The sequence below is a fragment of the Stenotrophomonas sp. STEN056 genome (assembly GCF_056759635.1).
Map to the genome: position 1 here is coordinate 154,218 of NZ_JBRRDL010000003.1, position 20,915 is coordinate 175,132.

14 protein-coding genes are annotated in these 20,915 nt (G+C 66.0%); 10 read left to right on the forward strand and 4 right to left on the reverse strand.

Translation table 11 applies throughout. The annotated features are described in order from the left end of the window. Positions 1-25: 25 nt before the first annotated feature. The 5 genes from ACVOLO_RS03045 to ACVOLO_RS03065 all read left to right on the forward strand — a co-directional run bounded on the left by ACVOLO_RS03045 (position 26) and on the right by ACVOLO_RS03065 (position 7,786). Positions 26-916 (forward strand): XAC2610-related protein, encoded by an 891-nt coding sequence (locus ACVOLO_RS03045; protein ID WP_481568799.1) that lies wholly within the window; start codon positions 26-28, stop codon positions 914-916. 64 nt (positions 917-980) lie between these two features. Next, complete coding sequence (locus tag ACVOLO_RS03050) at positions 981-2,561, forward strand: hypothetical protein (protein WP_481568800.1); 1,581 nt, start codon at positions 981-983, stop codon at positions 2,559-2,561. A gap of 78 nt (positions 2,562-2,639) precedes the next feature. After that, positions 2,640-3,455: a DUF3014 domain-containing protein gene (locus ACVOLO_RS03055; RefSeq protein WP_481568801.1), complete on the forward strand. Its 816-nt coding sequence runs from the start codon at positions 2,640-2,642 to the stop codon at positions 3,453-3,455. A gap of 175 nt (positions 3,456-3,630) precedes the next feature. Continuing rightward, positions 3,631-6,219, forward strand: a complete 2,589-nt coding sequence (clpB, locus tag ACVOLO_RS03060; RefSeq protein WP_481568802.1) for an ATP-dependent chaperone ClpB — start codon at positions 3,631-3,633, stop codon at positions 6,217-6,219. Between the two features lie 280 nt (positions 6,220-6,499). Continuing rightward, a complete protein-coding gene (locus ACVOLO_RS03065) occupies positions 6,500-7,786 on the forward strand; it encodes an O-acetylhomoserine aminocarboxypropyltransferase/cysteine synthase family protein (protein ID WP_481568803.1) in 1,287 nt (428 codons plus the stop codon). Between the two features lie 191 nt (positions 7,787-7,977). Here ACVOLO_RS03065 and ACVOLO_RS03070 read toward each other — a convergent pair whose 3' ends face one another. Continuing rightward, positions 7,978-8,628 carry an NAD(P)-dependent oxidoreductase gene (locus ACVOLO_RS03070; RefSeq protein WP_481568804.1) on the reverse strand — a complete coding sequence of 217 codons (651 nt, stop codon included), beginning with the start codon at positions 8,626-8,628 and terminating at the stop codon, positions 7,978-7,980. Positions 8,629-8,752: 124 nt separating this feature from the next. Between ACVOLO_RS03070 and ACVOLO_RS03075 the strand changes: the two genes are divergently transcribed. Continuing rightward, positions 8,753-9,649 carry a LysR family transcriptional regulator gene (locus ACVOLO_RS03075; protein ID WP_481568805.1) on the forward strand — a complete coding sequence of 299 codons (897 nt, stop codon included), beginning with the start codon at positions 8,753-8,755 and terminating at the stop codon, positions 9,647-9,649. A 75-nt stretch (positions 9,650-9,724) separates the two neighbouring features. Beyond that, the gene (locus ACVOLO_RS03080; RefSeq protein ID WP_481568806.1) at positions 9,725-10,603 is read left to right on the forward strand and encodes an AraC family transcriptional regulator; all 879 of its coding nucleotides are present in this window, start codon (positions 9,725-9,727) and stop codon (positions 10,601-10,603) included. Between the two features lie 136 nt (positions 10,604-10,739). On the opposite strand, the gene ybaL is transcribed toward ACVOLO_RS03080, so the two are convergent. Next, entirely contained in the window at positions 10,740-12,455 is a 1,716-nt protein-coding gene (ybaL, locus tag ACVOLO_RS03085) for a YbaL family putative K(+) efflux transporter (RefSeq protein ID WP_481568807.1), read from the reverse strand. Between the two features lie 344 nt (positions 12,456-12,799). Then, positions 12,800-15,205 (reverse strand): TonB-dependent receptor plug domain-containing protein, encoded by a 2,406-nt coding sequence (locus ACVOLO_RS03090; protein ID WP_481568808.1) that lies wholly within the window; start codon positions 15,203-15,205, stop codon positions 12,800-12,802. Between the two features lie 311 nt (positions 15,206-15,516). Here ACVOLO_RS03090 and ACVOLO_RS03095 point away from each other — a divergent pair, with 311 nt between their 5' ends. Continuing rightward, entirely contained in the window at positions 15,517-17,394 is a 1,878-nt protein-coding gene (locus tag ACVOLO_RS03095) for an ABC-F family ATP-binding cassette domain-containing protein (protein WP_481568809.1), read from the forward strand. Between the two features lie 255 nt (positions 17,395-17,649). Here ACVOLO_RS03095 and ACVOLO_RS03100 read toward each other — a convergent pair whose 3' ends face one another. Further along, the gene (locus tag ACVOLO_RS03100) at positions 17,650-18,528 is read right to left on the reverse strand and encodes a LysR family transcriptional regulator (protein WP_481568810.1); all 879 of its coding nucleotides are present in this window, start codon (positions 18,526-18,528) and stop codon (positions 17,650-17,652) included. 167 nt (positions 18,529-18,695) lie between these two features. Between ACVOLO_RS03100 and blaCESS the strand changes: the two genes are divergently transcribed. Both blaCESS and ACVOLO_RS03110 read left to right on the forward strand, forming a co-directional pair. Beyond that, positions 18,696-19,586 (forward strand): CESS family extended-spectrum class A beta-lactamase, encoded by an 891-nt coding sequence (gene blaCESS, locus ACVOLO_RS03105; protein ID WP_481568811.1) that lies wholly within the window; start codon positions 18,696-18,698, stop codon positions 19,584-19,586. Between the two features lie 69 nt (positions 19,587-19,655). After that, positions 19,656-20,882: a cation:proton antiporter gene (locus ACVOLO_RS03110; protein ID WP_481568812.1), complete on the forward strand. Its 1,227-nt coding sequence runs from the start codon at positions 19,656-19,658 to the stop codon at positions 20,880-20,882. The last annotated feature ends 33 nt before the right edge of the window (positions 20,883-20,915 follow it).

A 20,915-nucleotide genomic window follows, 5' to 3' on the forward strand; every position in this document is an offset into this window, starting at 1 on the left:
GTTCCGCGCGTTGATGAGTCTTTCGATGACACTGTTTGAACCCGGTTCCCGCTGCTGTATCGCCGCTGCCTGGCTGGCCGTGGCGTTGGCCTTGCCGGTGCCGGAGGCATTGGCTGCCGATGAGCGTGAGATCCGCTTCGAGGTTGCCTCGGGTGTGACTGCGCATGCCCGTCTGAACGAAGACGGCACCCTTGAGGTTGGCACGAATCGTTCAAAGACCCGGCAGGTACTGCCGGTTGCCAGCGACGAGGAAGGTGGTGGTACGCGCTTGAACCATGCGGACTACAACTTCGATGGCTACCAGGACCTGGCCTCCAGTGCGACGCTGGGCCAGGTCAACGAATCCTTCAACGTGTACCTGTACGAACCGGCCAGCGGCCAGTTCCGTGTGCTGGACGCGCCCACGGCGCCGGAGGTCAGCTGCGGCGGCCTGTGGACGCTGGCGCCGGACCCCGCCGCGCGCACGCTGAGCAGCAGTTGCCGCAGTGGGCCGATGTGGTACAGCGACGTGTACCGCTACCAGGGCGATCGCCTCTACCTGTACCGCTCGATGCGCGCTGCGCTGGTCGAAACCGGCGGCATGGCGCAGGTGCTGGCGCTGGATAGCCCGCAGGACATGGGCATCCTGGTGGTCTGGAGCACCTGGGATGCGTCGGGCAAGCGCTTGGAGCGCGCGCTGTGGGATGCCTTCGATCCGCCGCTGGAGGACGCACCGATGAAAGGCTGGGGTGCGTCGGTGGTGCCGGCCCGCCTGCCGCTCTACAGCCGCGCCGGTGATACCGCCACACGGCGTTATCTGGTCAAGGGCGACCGCGTCGAACTGTTGGACGAAGCCGATGGCTGGTTGCAGGTGCGTTACCACAATCCCTCACGCGGCCCGGTGCTGGGCTGGGTGAAGGTGCCCGATCCGGCATGAGCCTCTCTTTTCCTCTTCCCCTTACGCTGGCTGTTCCACGCCGGCCCTGCAGATGAACTCCCCCATGAATTCCCCGCAATCCCCCACCACGCGTGCACGCTGGTTCGTGCCGGGCGACCTCAACGGTTTTTTTGGCCTGGTGGTCGACAACCTGTCCATCCTCGGCTTCATCGCGATGACGTTGGTCAATGTCTTCCAGTTCCCGGCCGAGGTGGTGTTCGGCCGCATGTTCCCCGGTACCGCCCTCGGTGTGTTGATCGGCAACCTGATGTACACGCTGATGGCGCACCGCCTGGCCGCGCGTACCGGCCGCAATGACGTCACCGCGATGCCGCTGGGGCTGGATGCACCGACCAGCATCGGCATGGCGCTGCTGGTGCTGGGCCCGGCTTTTGTCGGCTTCAAGCAACTGGGCATGGACCCACATACTGCGGCGATGGCGACCTGGAAGCTGGGCATGGCCTCGCTGGTGGTGATGGGCCTGCTCAAGCTGGTGCTGTCTTTCGTCGGTGATGCAGTCACCCGCCACGTGCCGCGTGCGGCGCTGCTGGGCTCCATCGGCGGTGCGGCGCTGACCCTGCTGGGTTTCCTGCCGCTGATTGAAAGCCTGCGCCAGCCGCTGGTCGGGCTGGTGACGCTGGGCGTGCTGCTGTACGTGCTGGTCGCACGCGGCGTGGTGCCGCTGCGCCTGCCGGGCGTGTTGTTCTCGTTGCTGGTCGGCGTGGCGCTGTATTACGGGCTGGGCGCGGCCGGTGCGTTGACCGGCTTCCAGTGGCCGCCGGCGATTTCCTTCGCGGTGGCGCTGCCGTTGCCGTCACTGGGTTTCATCGAAGGCCTGCCGTTGACCGTGCCGTATCTGTCGCTGTTGCTGCCGTTTGGCCTGCTGATGGTGGTGGGCGGCATCAACGTTGCCGAGAGCGCACGCGCTGCCGGCGATGACTACCGCACCCGCGACGTGCTGCTGGTCGAAGCCATCGCCACCCTGGTGGCCGGTGTGTGTGGCGGCGTTGCGCAGACCACACCGTATATCGGCCAGCCCGCATACAAGCGCCTGGGCGCGCGCAGTGGCTACACGCTGCTGACCGGCCTGTTCATCGGCATCGGCGGCATGCTGGGCGTGGTGGCCGGCCTGGTGCAGTGGCTGCCGGTGGCAGTGCTGGCACCGATCATCGTGTTCGTCGGCCTGGACATCACCGTGCAGGCGTTCCAGCAGACCAGGCGTGAGCACGCCATCGCGGTGGCGTTGGCCTTCCTGCCGGCCATTGCCTACCTGATCAACATCAAATTTGGCACCTGGGTCAGCCAGGAGGCGGCGGCCCCGCTGTATGCAGCGGTTGACGGCCACGGCTTGTCGGATGTGGCCACGCTGCAGCTGCTGGGCAATGGTTTCATCATCACCGCGATGCTGTGGGCGGCCGCCCTGGTCGCCTTGATCGAGCGACGTCCTGGCGTGGCGGTGAGCCTGCTGCTGGTGGCTGCTGTGCTCAGTGTGTTTGGTGTGATCCATTCCACCGATCCGCGCGGCGGCATTTACCTGCCGTGGCAGCTGGAAGGCCTGCGTCAGTCCATCACCCTGCAGGTGAGCGCGGCCTATGCGGTGCTGGCGCTGGTGATCGGCCTGATGTCGCTGCAGAAACCACGCTGAAAACAATGGATTGAACCGGCGGGGGAACCCGCCGGGTTTGCCCGGGTCACACCATCACGTGCAATAGAGGTGCAAGTGATGGAAAAGCGCAAAGCAGTGGTGTGGCCGTGGGTTGTGGTGGGTGTTGTCGCGGTGGGCGGCGCGGGCTGGTGGTTGTTCCGCGATGACGTGGCACAACTGCGTCAGGCCGCGCCCGTAGCGCCGCCGCCGATGGATGCGACGGCAAGCCCGGCAACACCACCGCCGGTCGCACAGGAACCGCCCGCCGGGCCGCGTCACCCCTTGGAAGCAGCGGCCGACGCGGCGTTGCCGGCCTTGGCCGACAGCGATGAATCGGCCTGGCAGGTACTGAGCGGCCTGCTCCCGGGCGAGGCCTTGTCCCTGCTGCTGCGTGAGCACTTGATCCAGCGCGTGGTGGTGCATGTGGACAACCTCACCCAGCCCAGCCTGCCCAGCAGTGCGATGGCGCTGCGGCCGGTGCCGGGCAGTGTGATGGTGGAACCCGGCAGCACCGGCAATGAACAGCTGGCCGCCGCCAACAGTGCGCGCTATGCGCCGTGGGTGGATGCGTTCACCCGCGCCGATGCGGATGACCTTGCTGCGGCCTATGTGCGGTTTTACCCGCTGGTGCAACAGGCCTACCGCGACATCGGCCACCCGGACGGGCACTTCAACGACCGCCTGGTGGCGGTGATTGACCACCTGCTGCAAACGCCCGAGCCGGCGCGGCCGCTGACAGTGGAGCCCGATGGCAAGGGCAAATACCGTTTCGTTGATCCTGCGCTGCAGTCGCTGTCCGTCGGGCAGAAAGCCCTGCTGCGCCTGGATGCAACACAGCAACAGGCGGTGAAGCAGCAGCTGCGGTCGATCCGGGCGGCGATCACGCGCGGCTGAGCACAGCCGGTGTTTGCGTTGGATCAATGTTGCGTCGGGCTGGCTGGCGATACTGGCTGCAGAGCGGATTTCAGCTGAATGAGGGTGCTTGTCACCCTTGAATCACACGGCTGCAACCGCATCTGAACCAGTATCGCCAGCAGTGCTGGCCCCCGGACATTGAGGAAGAAGACCCATGCGGATGGACAAGCTCACCTCCAACTTCCAGAAAGCGCTGTCTGATGCGCAGTCCCTGGCAGTCGGCCGCGACAACAACATCATCGAGCCGGTGCACGTGCTCAGCGCCTTGCTGGACCAGACTGGCGGCAGCAGCCGTCCGTTGCTGGCCCAGGCTGGCGTCAACGTGCCGGTGCTGCGCGAGCGGCTGGCCGAGTCACTGGATGCATTGCCCAAGGTGTCCGGCCAGGCCGGCAACCTGTCGATGGGCAACGACCTGAGCCGCCTGCTCAACAACACCGACAAGCTGGCCCAGCAGCACAACGACCAGTTCATCGCCAGCGAGTGGTTCCTGCTGGCGGCGGTGGACGATGGCGGCGCGGCCGGCATGGCGCTGCGCGGCGCCGGCGCTGACAAGAAAAAGATTGAAGCCGCCATCGACAAGCTGCGCGGCGGTGAAACCGTGCAGAGCGAAAACGCCGAGGAACAGCGCCAGGCGCTGGAGAAATACACCATCGACCTGACCGCGCGCGCCGAAAGCGGCAAGCTCGATCCGGTGATAGGCCGCGACGAGGAAATCCGCCGCACCATCCAGGTGCTGCAGCGCCGTACCAAGAACAACCCGGTGCTGATCGGCGAACCCGGCGTGGGCAAGACCGCCATTGTCGAAGGCCTGGCCCAGCGCATCATCAACGACGAAGTGCCCGAAGGCCTGCGTGGCAAGCGCGTGCTGTCGCTGGACATGGGCGCGTTGATTGCCGGTGCCAAGTTCCGCGGTGAGTTCGAGGAACGCCTGAAGGCCGTGCTCAATGACCTGGCCAAGAACGAAGGCCAGATCATTCTGTTCATTGACGAACTGCACACCATGGTCGGCGCCGGCAAGGGCGAGGGCGCGATGGATGCGGGCAACATGCTCAAGCCGGCGCTGGCACGCGGCGAGCTGCATTGCATCGGCGCGACCACGCTGGACGAATACCGCCAATACATCGAAAAGGATGCCGCGCTGGAGCGCCGCTTCCAGAAGGTGTTCGTGGGTGAGCCGACGGTGGAAGACACCATCGCCATCCTGCGCGGCCTGAAGGAACGCTACGCCGTGCACCACGGCGTGGAGATCACCGACCCGGCGGTGGTCGCAGCGGCAACGCTGTCCAACCGCTACATCACCGACCGCCAGCTGCCGGACAAGGCCATCGACCTGATGGACGAGGCGGCATCGCGCATCCGCATGGAGATCGACTCCAAGCCGGAAGAGCTGGATCGCCTGGAGCGTCGTTTGATCCAGCTCAAGATCCAGCGCGAGATGTTGAAGAAGGAAAAGGACGACGCCTCGCGCAAGCGCCTGGCGGACCTGGAAACCGATATCGACACGCTGGAGCGTGAGTTCTCCGACCTCAATGAAATCTGGAAGTCGGAGAAGGCTGCGCTGCAGGGCGCGACCAAGATCAAGGAACAGGTGGAGAAAGCCAAGCTCGACCTGGAAGCGGCACAGCGCCGGCAGGATTTCGCCAAGATGAGCGAGATCCAGTACGGCCTGCTGCCCAACCTGGAAAAGCAGCTGGCCGCCGCGCAGGAAGTGGAACGCAAGGATTTCCGCCTGGTGCAGGACAGGGTGACCGACGAGGAAATCGCCGAGGTCGTCTCGCGCTGGACGGGTATTCCGGTCAGCAAGATGCTCGAAGGCGAGCGCGACAAGCTGCTGCGCATGGAAGACATGCTGCACAACCGCGTGGTTGGCCAGGAAGAAGCAATCCGCGTGGTATCCGATGCAGTGCGGCGTTCGCGCGCGGGTCTGTCCGATCCGAATCGTCCGAGCGGTTCGTTCCTGTTCCTGGGCCCGACCGGCGTGGGCAAGACCGAGCTGACCAAGGCGCTGGCCGACTTCCTGTTCGACTCGCCTGACGCGATGGTGCGCATCGACATGAGTGAGTTCATGGAGAAGCACAGCGTGTCGCGGCTGATCGGTGCGCCCCCGGGTTACGTGGGCTACGAAGAAGGCGGCTATTTGACCGAGGCCGTGCGCCGCCGCCCGTACAGCGTGATCCTGCTGGACGAGGTGGAGAAGGCGCATCCGGATGTGTTCAACATCCTGCTGCAGGTGCTGGACGATGGCCGTTTGACTGACGGCCAGGGCCGCACCGTGGACTTCCGCAACACCGTCATCGTGATGACCTCGAACCTGGGCTCGCACCAGATCCAGGACATGAGCGGCGACGACAGCCCGGAAGCCTATATGCAGATGAAGGCCGCGGTGATGGGCGTGGTGCAGGCACACTTCCGCCCGGAGTTCATCAACCGGCTGGATGACATCGTGGTGTTCCACCCGCTGGACAAGGAGCAGATCAAGCAGATCGCCCGCATCCAGATGCGTGGCCTGGAGAAGCGCCTAGGCGAACGTGGCTTGCGCCTGGATGTTTCGGATTCGGCGTTCGACGTGCTGGGCAATGTGGGCTTCGACCCGATCTACGGCGCGCGCCCGCTGAAGCGTGCGATCCAGGCGCAGCTGGAAAACCCGCTGGCACAGAAGATTCTGGCCGGCGAGTTCGTCAGCGGCGACACCATCAAGGTGGAAGCCGGCGGTGGCGGGCAGTTGCAGTTTGGCAAGGGTTGAGAGCCGGAGCCAAAGCTTCAAGAGCTTTAAGAGCTGCCCTCACCCCAACCCCTCTCCCGCACGCGGGAGAGGGGCCAGGAGTGCGGCGGCTCGTAGTGCATTAGCCCCTCTCCCGTTTACGGGAGAGGGGTTGGGGTGAGGGGAAGCTTCCAGCTAGGGATGCAAGCATTTAAAGAGCATCAGCAAATAGTGCTTCCTCACAAGTAACCACTGCAACCGTCCACAGCAACATCCAGGCATTGGGCTATGGTCAGCGATTCTTTCCCGCGCGAGCACCGCAATGACCGACCCCCAGTGGAAGCCTGAAACCATCGCCGTGCACGGCGGCTATTCGCCCGACCCGACGACGCGCGCGGTGGCGGTGCCGATCTACCAGACCGTGGCCTACGCCTTCGATGACACCCAGCACGGCGCCGACCTGTTCGACCTGAAAGTGCAGGGCAACATCTACACCCGAATCATGAACCCGACCACCGATGTGCTGGAAAAGCGCATCGCCGCACTGGAAGGGGGCATCGGCGCATTGGCGCTGGCCTCGGGGCAGGCGGCCATCACCTACGCCATCCAGACCATCGCCGAAGCCGGTGACAACATCCTGGCGTCCAGTGCCTTGTACGGCGGCACCTACAATCTGTTCGCGCACACGCTGCCGCAGTTCGGCATTCATACCCGCTTTGCCGACTACCGCGACCCGCAGGCCTTCGCCGCGTTGATCGATGAGCGCACCAAGGCAGTGTTCGTCGAATCCATCGGCAACCCGCGCGGCAACATCACCGACATCGAAGCCATCGCCAAGATCGCCCACGCCCATGGCGTGCCGGTGATCGTCGACAACACCGTCGCCACGCCTTATTTGCAGCGCTCGTTTGATTTCGGCGCGGATATCGTCGTGCATTCGCTGACCAAATATCTGGGCGGTCACGGCACCAGCCTGGGTGGCGCCATCGTCGATTCCGGGCGTTTCCCGTGGGCCGAGCACAAGGAGCGCTTCCCGCGCTTGAACACGCCGGACGTGAGTTATCACGGCGTCGTCTACACCGAAGCACTGGGCCCGGCGGCGTTCATCGGCCGCGCGCGGGTGGTGCCGTTGCGCAACATGGGCGCGGCGATTTCGCCGTTCAACGCGTTCCAGATTCTGCAGGGCATCGAGACCCTGGCCCTGCGCATGGACCGCATCAACAGCAATACGCTGGCCGTTGCCCAGTATCTGCAGAAGCACGCCAAGGTGGCCTGGGTGAACTACGCCGCGCTGCCGGATCACCCCGAGCATGCGCTGGTGCAGAAGTACCTGCGCGGCCAGGGTTCGGGTGTGCTGACGTTCGGTCTGCCGGGTGGCCGCGAGGCCGGTGCGCGCTTCCTGGATGCGTTGCAGCTGTTCACGCGCCTGGTGAACCTGGGCGATGCCAAGTCCTTGGCAACGCACCCGGCATCCACCACGCATCGGCAGTTGGACGAGGCCGAGCTGGAGAAGGCAGGGGTGACGCTGGATACGGTGCGGCTGTCGGTGGGCATCGAGCATATCGACGACCTGCTGGCGGATTTGGAGCAGGCGCTGGCGAAGGCTTGAGTGCAGCTCGGGCACTGCGAAGGAGAATCGGGAGCTGGGTCTGCTTGCTGGAAGCTTCCCCTCACCCCAACCCCACTCCCCCCGCCGGGAGAGGGGCGAGGAGTGCGGCGGGTCGTAGTGCATTAGCCCCTCCCCCGCGTGGGGTAGAGGGGTTGGGGTGAGGGCAGCTTTCAACAAGCAACCTCAACCACTCACCAGGCAACCGTAAACCGCTTGCCCACGTGCTTCGGCGCTTCCAGCTCATCCACCACCGCCACGGCCAGATCGGCAGCACTGATCGTGCCCGGGCCGTCGCCGGTGTTGAGCGGGGTGTCGCTGCCCACCCGGTACGTGCCGGTGCGCTCGGTTGCGCTGCCCGGATGGAACGCCACCGGCGGGCTCAGTTGGGTCCAGTCCAGCGCCGTTTCATCGCGAAGTTCGGTCAGCGCATCGCGTGCGGCGCTGGCGCCGGGGTAGATCGCAGCCGGGAAGTCGGGCGAATCCACCAACTGCGTGCCATCCGGCGCGTACAGGCTGCCGGCGCCGCCAATCACGATGTAGCGCTTCACGCCTGCCGCCTTGGTGCCAGCGACAATCGCGCGGGTGCCGCTCATGAAGTCCCGGTAGATGTTCGGGTTGGCCCAGCCGGGGTTGAAGGCGCTGATCACTGCGTCGTGGCCGGCGGCAGCCGCCTGCACCTGGGCGGCATCCTGTACGTCGGCCTTGACCACCTGCAGTTGCGGGCGGGTGGCGAGCTTGGCCGGGTCACGCGCCAGTGCGGTGACCTGGTGACCACGGGCCAGCAGTTCTTCCAGCAGGGCATTGCCGACGAAGCCGGTGGCGCCAATCAGTGCGATTTTCATGGGGGGATTCCTGGAGTGGTTGGGACGGGGAACAGTGTCCTCCTGCCCGGATGAAGGCGGCAGTCGCCAGATTCCACAATTACCTTGAAGCCTTGCTTCACAATGGCCGCCAAGGAGGTGGCCGATGGACAGCTTCAAACGCATGGCCCTGTTTGCCCAGGTGGTGCAGCGCGGCTCGCTGAGCGCGGCGGCGCGCGCGCTGGGCATGAGTACCTCGGCGGTCAGCCAGCAACTGCGCGCGCTGGAGCGCGAGGCCGGGGTGCCGCTGCTGCACCGTTCAACGCGGCGCCTGGCGCTGACCGATGTCGGCAGCCGTTATTACGCCGCCTGCGCGCGGCTGTTGGATGCGGCCGGCGAAGCGCAGGCCGAATTGTCGGCCGCGCGCGAGGCGCCCAGTGGCGAGCTGCGGCTGTCCGCGCCGTTGGGCATGGCCGACCACATCGGCCCGGCCCTCGGGCCATGGCTGCGCGAGCACCCGCAACTGCGGATGCACCTGTATTTCGAGGATGGCTGGACCGATCTGCTGCAGGCGCGCATCGACCTTGCCCTGCGTTTTGGCCAGCTGCCCGACAGCGACTGGATGGCCCAGCGCATCGGCACCCTGCAACGCTGGCCGTGCGCGGCGCCGTCCTGGCTGCAGGTGCACGGCATGCCGGACGATCCGCTGCAGGTGCCCACCACGGAGTGGCTGGGGCTGCCGCAGGCGCCCGGGCTGCCGTGGCGGCATTCCCGCTCGGGTGAGGAGCGGCTGGTGCCCGAGCACCCGCGCATCGTCAGCCAGAACCAGCCGGCGGTGCGGCAGTTGTGCGCGTCGGGGCTGGGCGTGGCGGTGCTGACCTGCGTGGATGTGGCGCCCTTGCTGGCAAGCGGCGTACTGGTGCGGCTGTTGCCTGACTGGGAAGTGTCGCCCTTGCCGGTATGGGCGGTTACGCCGCATCGGCAGACCCAGCCGGCCAAGGTCAAGCAGGCGATATCGCTGCTCCAGGCACACCTGGCGCAGTTGCCGGGTGCGGGTGGCTGATACAAGCGCAAGATCGGAAACGCGACCACGGCGTCATCGCGCTGGAATGCACGCACCGTCCATTGGAGAACGTCGATGAAAGCCAACGCCTCGCATCTGCCGAAACTGGATCGCGTCATCGCCTGCCTGCAGCAGGCCATCAGCACCGGCGGCCCCTTGCCGGACCTGGACGCGCTGGCGGCGGTGGCGCACTACTCGCCGTATCACTTCCACCGCGTGTATCGGGCCATGACCGGCGAGACGGTTGGCCGCACCGTGCAGCGGCTGCGCCTGCTCAAGGCCCTGCAGCGGCTGCGCGAAAGCGACGCCAGCATCACCGAGATCGCGCTGCTGGCCGGTTATGACACACCGCAGGCGCTGGCCCGGGTGCTGCGCGAGACACTGGATGCCAGTCCCACCGAACTGCGCGCCGATCCGGCGCTGTCCGCGCGGCATGTCGAACAGCTCGCACGCCCGGCCGCGGCGCGGCGTCAGCTGGATGCACCGTTGAGCGTGGAAGTCATCACGCTGGAGCCGTTTGAGGTGGTTGCACTGCGCGCGCAGGGTGCCTTTGATGATCTGGACTACCGCTTCGGCGACCTGTTCGGCTGGGCGGCGGAGCAGGGTTTGGTCGAACACCTGCAGCAGCTGATCGGCATCCCGCTGGGTGACCATCGCGAGTTGCCGGCCGAGGAACTGTTGTTTGAGTGCGCGGTAACGTTGGATGCGGAGTTGCCGCAACTGCCGGCGCCATTGCGTCGACTGCGCGTGTCTGGCGGCACGGTGGCGCGGCTGCGCCATGTCGGCAGCTACAGCCTGCTGGAGGATGCGACGGACTGGCTGTTGGCCGAATGGCTGCCGGGCAGTGGCCATGCGCTGCGTGACGCACCCTTGCATTACCACTTCCTGGACGACCCTGAAGCGGTGCCCGAGCCCATCCTGCGCGCGGACATCTACCTGCCGCTGGCAGGCTGACAAAACCCCGCAACGTAGGAGCGACCTTGGTCGCGGAACAGGCAATGCAAGCAGCGTTCGGGCGGCAATTGCAGCCGCCCCATCGCGGTATGCGGTGTCAGCTTCGCGACCAAGGTCGCTCCTACGAAAAGCGGGTTCAGATGCTGCTGGCCGCCTGCGGCAGCGTCGCGCCCGGGCGCAGGCTGCGGTAGGGCGGGGTGGCCATGATCATTTCCGCCAGCGAATACGCCAGCTCGCGCTCGGCCATCACCGTGCCATCGGCACCGTGCTCAAGCAGATGCTTCACTTCGGCATCGCTGTGCGCGCGGGCCAGCAGGGTCAGGTTGGGGTTGATGGCGCGCAGCTTGGCCAAGGCCTCGCCTGATTCCAGCGGTTGCGGAATGGCCAGCACCGCGATCTTTGCGCGTTCGGGATGGGCTTCGGCCAGCACCTTGTCGGAGGCCGCGCTGCCGCGGATGCCGGGAATGCCGGCGGCGTGGGCGCGTTCCACATGCTCGCGGTTGTCGTCGATGACCAGCACCGGCACGCCACGGTCACGCAGCACCTGGGCCAGCTCGCTGCCGACGCGGCCATAGCCGACTACGATGGCGTGGTCGTTCAGGTCCAGCGAAGGGCCTGGCGGGATGTCCGGGACTTCCGGCTCGGGCGTGGTTTCCTTGTGGCGCGCCTGCCAGCGGTCGAGCAGGCCGAACACCAGCGGGTTGAGCATGATCGACACCAGCGCGCCGGCCAGCACCAGTGACTGGCCTTCGGTTGGCAGGATCTTCAGCGCGACACCGAGGCCGGCGATGATGAAGGCGAACTCGCCGATCTGCGCCAGCGAGGCGGAGATGGTCAACGCGGTGCCCTTGCTGTGGCCGAACGCGCGCACGATGAAGAACGCGGCGGCCGACTTGCCGAACATGATGATCAGCACCGTGGCCATCACCTGCCACGGGTGCTCGATGATGATGGCCGGGTTGAACAGCATGCCGACCGAGACGAAGAACAACACGGCGAACGCATCGCGCAGCGGCAGCGAGTCATGCGCGGCCTTGTGGCTGAGTTCGGACTCGTTGAGCATCATGCCGGCGAAGAACGCGCCCAGCGCGAACGACACGCCGAACAACGCCGCCGCACCAAACGCCACGCCCAGTGCAATGGCCAGCACGCACAGGGTGAACAACTCGCGCGAGCCGGTGCCGGCCACTTTTTCCAATACCCACGGAATGACCCGGCGGCCGACCACCAGCATCACCACCACGAACAGGCCCAACTGCACGAAGGTCCAGCCGATGGACGCCAGCAGGCCGGCGAACGACGGGGCCTTGCCACTGGCTTCCGGGCCGAATACCTCGGCGATCACCGGCATCATCACCAGGGCCAGCACACAGGCCAGGTCTTCGACGATCAACCAGCCCACCGCGATCTTGCCGCGCGTGGTTTCCAGCAGGCGGCGTTCTTCCATCGCCCGCAGCAGCACCACGGTGGAGGCGGTGGCCAGTGAGAAGCCGAAGATCACGCCATGCAGTGTCGGCCAGCCCATCAACGCGGCCACGCCCCAGCCCAGCAGGGTGGCCACCAGGATCTGGCCGATGGCGCCGGGGATGGCGATCGCCTTGACCTCCATCAGGTCCTTCAGCGAGAAATGCAGGCCCACGCCGAACATCAGCAGCATCACCCCGATCTCGGCCAACTGGTTGGCCAGTGCCTGGTCGGCGACAAAGCCGGGGGTGAACGGGCCGACGATGACACCGGCGATCAGATAACCGACCAGCGGCGACAGCCGCACCTTGTTGGCCAGGGCACCGAGCACGAAGGCCAGGCCCAGGCCGATGGCGATCATGTTGATCAGGGCGGTGTCATGGTGCATCAGGGCTCGCAGAGGGGGTGGGGTGCTTCGATTCTAAAGGCGATGCGCGGTTTGGTGAGGGGAAATGCATGAAAAATCTGGGTTTTTTTATGGATCGAAGTTGGGCAGTGACTTTGCTGCCGTTGCAAGCAAGTGCAACGGCCCCCCTCCCCAACCCTCCCTTCGCTGCGCGAAAGGGAGGGGGCAGTCCGCGCAGGCTGCAGGGCTTGCCGAGCTTTGCCCTTGGCTCCCTCCCTTTCGCGCAGCGAAGGGGAGGGTTGGGGAGGGGTAAGCCCACGCGCCGGCCCCAAAGAAAATGCCCCGGGTCTCCCCGGGGCAATTCCTTTCACGACGTCAGGCTGGCCTTACCAGGTGTAGCTGATACGGCCGTAGACGTAGGCACCGTTGAAACCGAACGGTGAGTAGTTGCTGTACGGCATCATCCCGTAGGTGGAGTTCACCAGGCTCTCCACGCGGTCCGGGTATTCGTCCAGCAGGTTGTCCGCACCGAGGGTGAGCTTCCAGTTCTCGCTGGGCTTGAAGCTGGCCGAGGCATCGAGGATCCACTTGGCGTCGTAGGTCTGGTCGCGGCTGGCACTGGCCGAGTTGCGCACAGTGAAGCTGCCGTAGCGGGTGGCCGACAGGCCCAGCTCCCAACGGTCCGAACGCCAGGTGCCGCTGAGGATGCCCTTGTCGCTGGGGAAGCTGTCCTCGACGCGGCCGATTTCATCGCGGCCGATCAGCGACTGGGTGATGCCCAGCGCGGCGAAGGCAGCCGGCGAGGCGGCGAACTTCTTCACCTCGGTCTCGTTGTAGCTGTAGGCCGCGGTCAGCTCCAGGCTGCTGGCGCTGAACGGCACGGTGTAGCTGGAGACGACGTCCACGCCGCGGGTGCGGGTATCCAGGCCATTGGTGAAATAGGCGAACTGGGTGACCTGCGGCAGGCCCAGGTCGGACAGCAGCGCCTGCGCGGCCGGGGTGCTGTTGATGTTGGAGGACAGCACGATGCGGTCGTCGATGTCGATCTGGTAGGCATCGACGGTGAGGTACAGGCGGTCCACCGGCTGCAGCACCAGGCCGACGCTGTAGGACGTGGACGACTCGGCCTTCAACGGTGCCGAGCCCAGTGTCCGGGCCGCCGCGCTGCTGGCCGGGAAGGTGCCCTTTTCATAGAACACGCCATCGGTGATCGAGCTGGCCACTGCCTGGTAGCTCTGCTGGGCCAGCGACGGCGCGCGGAAGCCGGTGGAGGCGGTGGCACGCAGGGCAACCTTGTCGGTGAAGGCATAACGCGCCGACAGCTTGCCGGAGAACTTGTCGCCGAAGTCGGAGTAGTCCTCGTAACGGCCGGTCAGGCCGGCGGAGAACTTGTCGGTGAGGTCAGCTTCCAGGCCCGCGTAGACAGCGTAGTTGTGGCGGTCGGCGTCCACCTTGTTGTTCGGGGTGAAACCGCCGAAGCCCTGTGCGCCCAGCAGCGAGCCGGGGATGCCCAGGCCGCCGTCGTTGTAGGAGGCCGCCTCGCCCGGCAACTGCTTCCACGTTTCCCTGCGGTACTCACCACCGAAGGACAGGGTCACCGGGTAGGCCAGGCCCCAGTCCAGCGCCTTGGTGAAGTCAGCATTGAAGATGTCCTGGCTGTACTCCAGGCGGCCGTCGTAGAAACTGGTCTGGCTGCCCGGGCCGTGGGTGTAGTTGATGCTGTTGCGGGTGTGGAAATCCAGGGTGTTCTCACCGTGGTTGGCGCTGACGTCCCAGGTCCAGCCGCTTTCGGTGCTGCCCTTGATGCCGGCCACGACCGAACGGTCCTTGGAGTACTGGTTGATCTGCGGCGTGAAGCCGTTGGGGTAGACCTGCGCCAGCAGCGCGCCCTGGTTGTTGTGGTTGGGCGAGCGATAGAACGCGAACGAGGTGATGTCGCGGTTGCTCAGCAGCGCGTTGGCGTAGCCGGTGATGTTGTCGCTGAAGTTGAAGCTGAGGTTGGCCGACACCGCGCTGGCATCCACCTTCGGGTCGCCGACGACGAAGGTCTTCTCGCCGATGTCCGGGAAGTTGCTGGTGTTCGGAGTGGTGCCCTGGTACGGGCCGGCACGGTTGCTTTCATCCTGCTGGCTGACCTGGCCGGCCAGGTGCAGGCTGCCGCGGCCATCGGCGAAGCTGACGCCGGTGTCGCCGGAGAGCTGGTACTTGTTGCCGTCGCCGGCCGAGTACTGGCCGTAGTCCACGGCCAGGCTGCCGCCTTCGCCGCTGCCCTTGAGCACGATGTTGACCACGCCGGCGATGGCGTCGGAGCCGTACTGCGCCGAGGCGCCGTCACGCAGCACTTCCACGCGCTCGATGGCGGCGATCGGAATGGCGTTGATGTCCACCGCAGCCGAGCCACGGCCGATGCTGCCGTTGACGTTGATCATCGCCGAGGTGTGGCGGCGCTTGCCGTTGACCAGCACCAGCACCTGGTCCGGTGACAGGCCGCGCAGCTGCGCCGGGCGGATGCCGCTGGTGCCGTCGGTCAGGGCCGGGCGCGGGAAGTTCAGCGAAGGCAGGGCGCGCGACAGCGCGGTGGCCAGCTCGGAAGTGCCGGTGGACTGCAGCGCCTCCGGGGTGATGATGTCGATGGGGGACTGCGACTCGGCCACGGTGCGGTCGGCCACGCGGGTGCCGGTGACGATCACCGTATCCAGGGTGGTGGCGCTGGATTGGGCCAGGGCGGGGAGGGCGGGGGCGCCAAGGACGAGGGCAATGGCGACAGCGAGCGTACTGGACTTGCGGTTCATCAGATTGCAGCTCCGGTAATGAGTGGCGACACCGGCGCCCCGGGCCTGGCCTCGGGTTCGTTTGGGTGCGTCATCACGGATTAATGGAATATTTACAGATAGTCAAACTGTCTGTGGTGGGGGTAAATATTTGCTTTTGATGGCAATTCCGGCGCAAGCGCGGTTGCGCATCACGCGGCAGAGGTTGCCGATCACTTCTTCATCCCTTTTTTGGGGGAAGGGGAAGTACGTCAAGTATTCGTTAACGCTAGAATCGCGTCGCAGGAATGCTGCTCACATGCACATTCCTTTTCGTTATAACGGACCTATTCATGATTGCCCTTCGTAATTTCGCCCTTCGCCGGGGCGAGCGCCTGTTGCTGTCCAATGTCGACCTCACCCTGCATGCCGGCTACCGCGTCGGTGTGGTGGGGCGCAACGGTGCGGGTAAATCCAGCCTGTTCGCCGCCGTGCGTGGCGAGCTGGAGGCGGACAAGGGCGACGTGTCGCTGCCCGGCAAGATCCGCATTGCCGACGTCGCGCAGGAAACCCCGGCGCTGCCCGACCGCGCCATCGACTACGTGCTGGGCGGGGACGATGAAGTCGCCGCGGTGCTGGCCGAAGAAGCCGCTGCTGCCGCGCGCGAAGACTGGGAGGCGGTGGCCAACGCGCACCAGAAGATGGCTGAGCTCAACGCCTATGACGCCGAAGCACGCGCCGGCAAGCTGCTGCACGGCCTGGGCTTCCCCGCCGAGACCCATGACCGCCCGGTGGCGGCGTTCTCCGGCGGCTGGCGTGCGCGCCTGAACCTGGCGCGCGCGCTGATGATGCCCAGCGACCTGTTGCTGCTCGACGAACCCACCAACCACCTGGATCTGGACGCGGTGTACTGGCTGGAGCAATGGCTGCTCAAGTACCCGGGCACGCTGCTGCTGATCTCGCATGACCGCGAATTCCTGGACAACGTGGCCACGCACACGCTGCACCTGCATGGCGGCACCGCCCGGCTGTATCCCGGGGGTTACACCGACTTCGAGCGCCAGCGCGCCGAGCACCTGCGCCAGCAGCAGATCGCGCACGAAAAGGAACAGGCCGAGCGTGCCCACCTGCAGAGCTTCATCGACCGCTTCAAGGCGCAGGCCAGCAAGGCCACCCAGGCGCAGAGCCGCATGAAGCGCCTGGCCAAGATGGCCGGTACCGAGGCGGTGCGTGCCGAGCGCGAGTTCCGTATCGAGTTCTCGCCGCCGGCCAAGCTGCCGTTCTCGTTGATCCGCTTGAACGACGTGACAGCCGGTTACGGCCCGGACGCGGTGATCCTGGATAAGGTCGGCTTCGGTCTGGAAGCCGGTCAACGTGTCGGCCTGCTCGGTCCGAACGGTGCCGGTAAGACCACGCTGGTGAAATCGCTGGTCGGCGACCTGCCACTGCTGGCCGGTGACCGCATGGCCCACCCGGACCTGCAGATTGGTTACTTCGCCCAGCACACGGTGGAGTCGCTGCACGCAGGCATGACGCCGATGGATCACTTCCGTGACATGGACCCGGACGGCATCAACCAGAACTTCCGCGACTTCCTGGGCAAGTGGAACTTCCCCGGCGACCGCGCTTTCGAGCCGGTGGATGGTTTCTCCGGCGGCGAGCGTGCGCGTCTGGCGCTGGCCCTGATCGCCTGGCAGCAGCCCAATGTGTTGCTGCTGGACGAACCGACCAACCACCTTGACCTTGAAATGCGTGAGGCGTTGGCCGAAGCGCTGGCGTTGTTTGAAGGCGCCATCGTCATGGTGTCGCACGACCGCCATTTGATTGGCCTGGTCTGCGACACGTTCTGGCGCGTGGCCGATGGCGTGGTCGAGCCGTTCGCCGGCGACCTGGACGAATACGCGGCATGGCTGCGCACCCGCGCCAGCGCGCAGGGCTCACGCAGCAAGGCCGACCGTGTCGAGAAGGTTGAAGCCCCGGCGGTGGTGCAGACGGTTGCGCCGGTGAAGCCGGCCAGCGGCAAGAAGCCGGTCAACCCGCACAAGCTGGAAGCGGCGGAGAAGAAGGTGGAGCAGTTGGGTGCGTCGCTGGCCGATGTGGACCGCCAACTGGCTGATCCGGCCAACTACGCCGACGCGGCAAAGATGGGCAAGCTCGGCAGTGAGCGCGAGGTGCTGGCGCAGCAGCTGGAACAGGCCGAAGCCGCCTGGATGGAAATGCTGGAAGACTGATCGCCGGCAGGTGCGGCTCCGGGTAGGAGCGGCCTCGGCCGCGAAGCCGGTGGTGCTGGATTTCCTGCAGGCGGACGGCCAAAGCCAACCCCTCCCCAGCCCTCCCCTTGGCTGCGCCAAAGGGAGGGGGCCAAAGCGGCAATCGGGGCGAATGCGGCTTTGGCGGTGTCCTACCAGAGCGCATGACCCACCCCCTCCCTTTGGCGCAGCCAAGGGGAGGGCTGGGGAGGGGGCGCTTCTGCTCCTGCTCCGTCGCTAGCGGACCAAGCCGCTTTCCTGCGCCAACAGCCACAGACGGAAGCGTTTCATCGCCTCGCGCTCCGCGCGCGAGCGCAGCCGCGTCAGCCAATACCGGCCCAGTTCCAGTGTCTGCGCGAATGGCTGCACCAACCGGCCTTCGGCCAGGTCCTGCTCGAACATGCGCAGCGGCAACAGCGCCACGCCGGCCCCGGCGTACGCTGCACCGGCCAGGGTCAGCGACGAATCAAATACCGGCCCGCGTGCTTCCACGCCTGCCACGCCCGCGGCCTGCAGCCAGCGTGGCCATTCGTCATTGCGATAGGAACGCAACAACGTCAGCGCGCCGAGATCCCGCGGTTGCTGCAACCTGCGCGCCAACGCCGGTGCGCACAACGGTGCGAACGGTGCATCGACAATGGCGCTGCATTCCTGCCCCTGCCAGTCGCCGTCACCAAAACGGATGGCGAAGTCCAGGCCTTCGCCGGCGAGATCGATGCGGTTGTTGTGGGTCTGCAGCCGCAGTTCGATATCCGGATGACGGGCCTCGAAATCGGCCAGCCGTGGCAGCAGCCAGCCGGTGGCGAAAGTGCCGACCACGCCCACGGTGAGCACTTCGCGGAGCTTGCCGCCGGTGAAGCGGTCCAGCGAAATGGCGATGCGGTCGAAGGCGTCTGTGAGCACCGGATACAGCGCCGCACCTTCATCGGTGAGGGCAACGCCGCGCGGCAGGCGGTGGAACAACGCGACCTGCAGACGGTCTTCCAGCGCCCGGATCTGGTGGCTCAGGGCCGCCTGGCTGACACACAGCTCCAGCGCGGCGCGGGTGAAGTTCAGGTGCCGCGCAGCAGCCTCGAAGGCACGCAGCGCATTGAGCGGGAGCTGGGGGCGGATCATGCCAAGCCATTACGAGTAATGATGGATGGGCGCATTATTCCGGCTTTAATGCCCCTGCTGTGGGTTGATGCGCAAATAAAACTAATGGCTCCCGATGGAATTTCGCGCTGGTCGAAGCGGGCCGTGGCTTCCACCATCACTGCTACCCAATGCCAAGGAGAGTCCGCATGTTCGCCCGACGCCAGTTCCTGAAATTCGGTGGTGCCGCCCTGGCCAGCGCAGTTGCCGTGCCGGCACTGGCGCGGTTGGCCGCTACCCCGGCGGCTGCGCCAACGGCGCGGGACTTCGCCGCCCTGGAAGCGGAAAGTGGTGGCCGCCTGGGCGTGTGCCTGTGGCAGCCCGGCAGCGGGGCGCGCTATGGCCATCGCATGGATGAGCGCTTCCCGATGTGCAGCACCTTCAAATTCCTGCTTTCGGCAGCGGTGCTGCACCGGGCCGATCACGGCCAGCTGTCGCTGGACCAGCGCGTGCCGGTGCGCGCCTCGGACATCATCAGCCACTCGCCGGGTACCGAGCGCCACGTTGGCAAGGACATGACGGTGCGTGATCTGTGCCGCACCACCATGGTCACCAGCGACAACGCTGCGGCCAACCTGCTGCTGCCGTTGGTGGGCGAGCCGGCCGGGCTGACCGCCTTTCTGCGCAGCCAGGGGGATGCGATCACCCTGACCGCGCGCTATGAGCCGGAAGCCAATCGCTTCGCGCTGGACGACCCGCGTGACACCACCAGCCCGGCGGCGATGGCCGGCAACCTGCAGCGGTTTGTACTGGGCCAGGCGCTCAGCGCGGGCTCGCGCCAGCAGTTGGCGGACTGGCTGATCGACAACGAAACCGGCGATGCGCGGCTGCGCGCAGGCCTGCCGCAGGGGTGGCGGGTGGGCGACAAGACCGGCAGCAACGGCAAGGACGCCACCAACGACGTCGCCGTGCTGTGGCCTGAAGCGGGAGGCGCCCCGTGGCTGCTGGCCAGCTTCCTGCAGGGTTCTGCACTGGACGATGACAGCCGTAATGGCATTCTGCGCAGAGTGGGGGAGCTTGCCAGCGCCCGACTGCGCTGACGGGTACGCCCGCCCGTGCAGCGAGCGGGTGCGCGGACCGCCGCGTATCCGTTTGTCATCGAGGCTGTAATGAGCAAGGAACTGATCTATCTGTTGCTGATCTTCGCGTTGCTGGTGATCCCGCGCGCGCTGCAGCGTTTCAGCATTCCCGCACCACTGACCTGCCTGGTGTTCGGCATTGGCGCCATGTTGTGGCTGGGCGACAGCTCGCACGACCCGGTGGTCGGTTTGCTGGCAACGCTGGGGATCTCTTCGCTGTTTCTGTTTGCCGGCCTGGAGGTGGACCTGGCGGACCTGCGCAAGGGCATGTGGCCCTTGCTGGCGCACCTGGTGATCCGCAGTGCCACGCTGGCCGGCGTGGCCTGGCTGGCCTGGCGTTACGGGCAGTTGCAGTGGCAGGCGGCTGCCTTGCTGGCCTTGGCGCTGTTGACCCCGTCAACCGGCTTCATCATGGATTCGCTGTCGCAGCTGGGGCTGGATGAGGCCGAGCGCTTCTGGGTGAGCAGCAAGGCCATCGCCGGCGAGCTGCTCGCGCTGGCGGCCTTGTTCGTGGTGCTGCAGGCCGGTGATCCGGTGCATATGGCGCTGTCGAGCATGGCGCTGCTGGCAATGATGGTCGGCTTGCCGCTGTTGTTCATCGGCCTGGGCCGTTGGGTGGCGCCGCACGCGCCGGGTTCGGAGTTTTCGCTGCTGGTGATGGTCGGCATGCTCGCGGCCTACATCACCTATGCATTGGGCGTGTATTACCTGGTGGGCGCCTTCATCGCCGGGTTGGTCGCGCGGTTGCTGCAGCAGCGCATGCCGTCGCTGGCCTCGCATGAAAACCTGCACGCGCTGCGCTTGTTCGCCTCGTTCTTCGTGCCGTTCTACTTCTTCAATTCCGGCACCAAGGTGCCGAGCGAGGCGCTGAGTTTCGAGGCGCTGGGGCTGGGTGTCGTCATCACCCTGGTGGTGCTGCCGCTGCGCATCGCGGTGGTGTGGCTGCAGCGGCGGGTGATGTTCGGCGAAAGCTTCCGTTCCAGCCTGCGCGTGGCATTGGCCTTGTCGCCGACCTTGATCTTCACCCTGGTGCTGGCTGCGATCATGCGTGAGCGTTTCGAGGTGCCGGCGGTATTGTTCGGCGCGTTGTTGCTGTACGCGGCGCTGACCACGCTGTTGCCGTCGCTGGTGTTCCGCCGGCCGATGGACGTGGACCCGCTGCAGAACGAGGCCGCCGACGCGCAGCAGCAGGCGCAGGTCGTAAGAGATGCAGGCGCCGAACACACTCCTGACGATTCACTGCGCCCGACGCACTGAGCGGGGCCGAACGCCCGCTATCATCGCCCCGGC

Excerpts from the sequence above, each read along its gene's own strand:
- ACVOLO_RS03075 (WP_481568805.1), top strand. The coding sequence starts at position 8,753 with ATGGACAGCTTCAAACGCATGGCCCTGTTTGCCCAGGTGGTGCAGCGC.
- ACVOLO_RS03045 (WP_481568799.1), top strand. The coding sequence starts at position 26 with ATGACACTGTTTGAACCCGGTTCCCGCTGCTGTATCGCCGCTGCCTGG.
- ACVOLO_RS03100 (WP_481568810.1), bottom strand. The coding sequence starts at position 18,528 with ATGATCCGCCCCCAGCTCCCGCTCAATGCGCTGCGTGCCTTCGAGGCT.
- ACVOLO_RS03110 (WP_481568812.1), top strand. The coding sequence starts at position 19,656 with ATGAGCAAGGAACTGATCTATCTGTTGCTGATCTTCGCGTTGCTGGTG.
- ACVOLO_RS03095 (WP_481568809.1), top strand. The coding sequence starts at position 15,517 with ATGATTGCCCTTCGTAATTTCGCCCTTCGCCGGGGCGAGCGCCTGTTG.
- ACVOLO_RS03065 (WP_481568803.1), top strand. The coding sequence starts at position 6,500 with ATGACCGACCCCCAGTGGAAGCCTGAAACCATCGCCGTGCACGGCGGC.
- ACVOLO_RS03090 (WP_481568808.1), bottom strand. The coding sequence starts at position 15,205 with ATGAACCGCAAGTCCAGTACGCTCGCTGTCGCCATTGCCCTCGTCCTT.
- ACVOLO_RS03070 (WP_481568804.1), bottom strand. The coding sequence starts at position 8,628 with ATGAAAATCGCACTGATTGGCGCCACCGGCTTCGTCGGCAATGCCCTG.
- clpB (WP_481568802.1), top strand. The coding sequence starts at position 3,631 with ATGCGGATGGACAAGCTCACCTCCAACTTCCAGAAAGCGCTGTCTGAT.
- ACVOLO_RS03080 (WP_481568806.1), top strand. The coding sequence starts at position 9,725 with ATGAAAGCCAACGCCTCGCATCTGCCGAAACTGGATCGCGTCATCGCC.
- ybaL (WP_481568807.1), bottom strand. The coding sequence starts at position 12,455 with ATGCACCATGACACCGCCCTGATCAACATGATCGCCATCGGCCTGGGC.
- ACVOLO_RS03055 (WP_481568801.1), top strand. The coding sequence starts at position 2,640 with ATGGAAAAGCGCAAAGCAGTGGTGTGGCCGTGGGTTGTGGTGGGTGTT.
- blaCESS (WP_481568811.1), top strand. The coding sequence starts at position 18,696 with ATGTTCGCCCGACGCCAGTTCCTGAAATTCGGTGGTGCCGCCCTGGCC.
- ACVOLO_RS03050 (WP_481568800.1), top strand. The coding sequence starts at position 981 with ATGAATTCCCCGCAATCCCCCACCACGCGTGCACGCTGGTTCGTGCCG.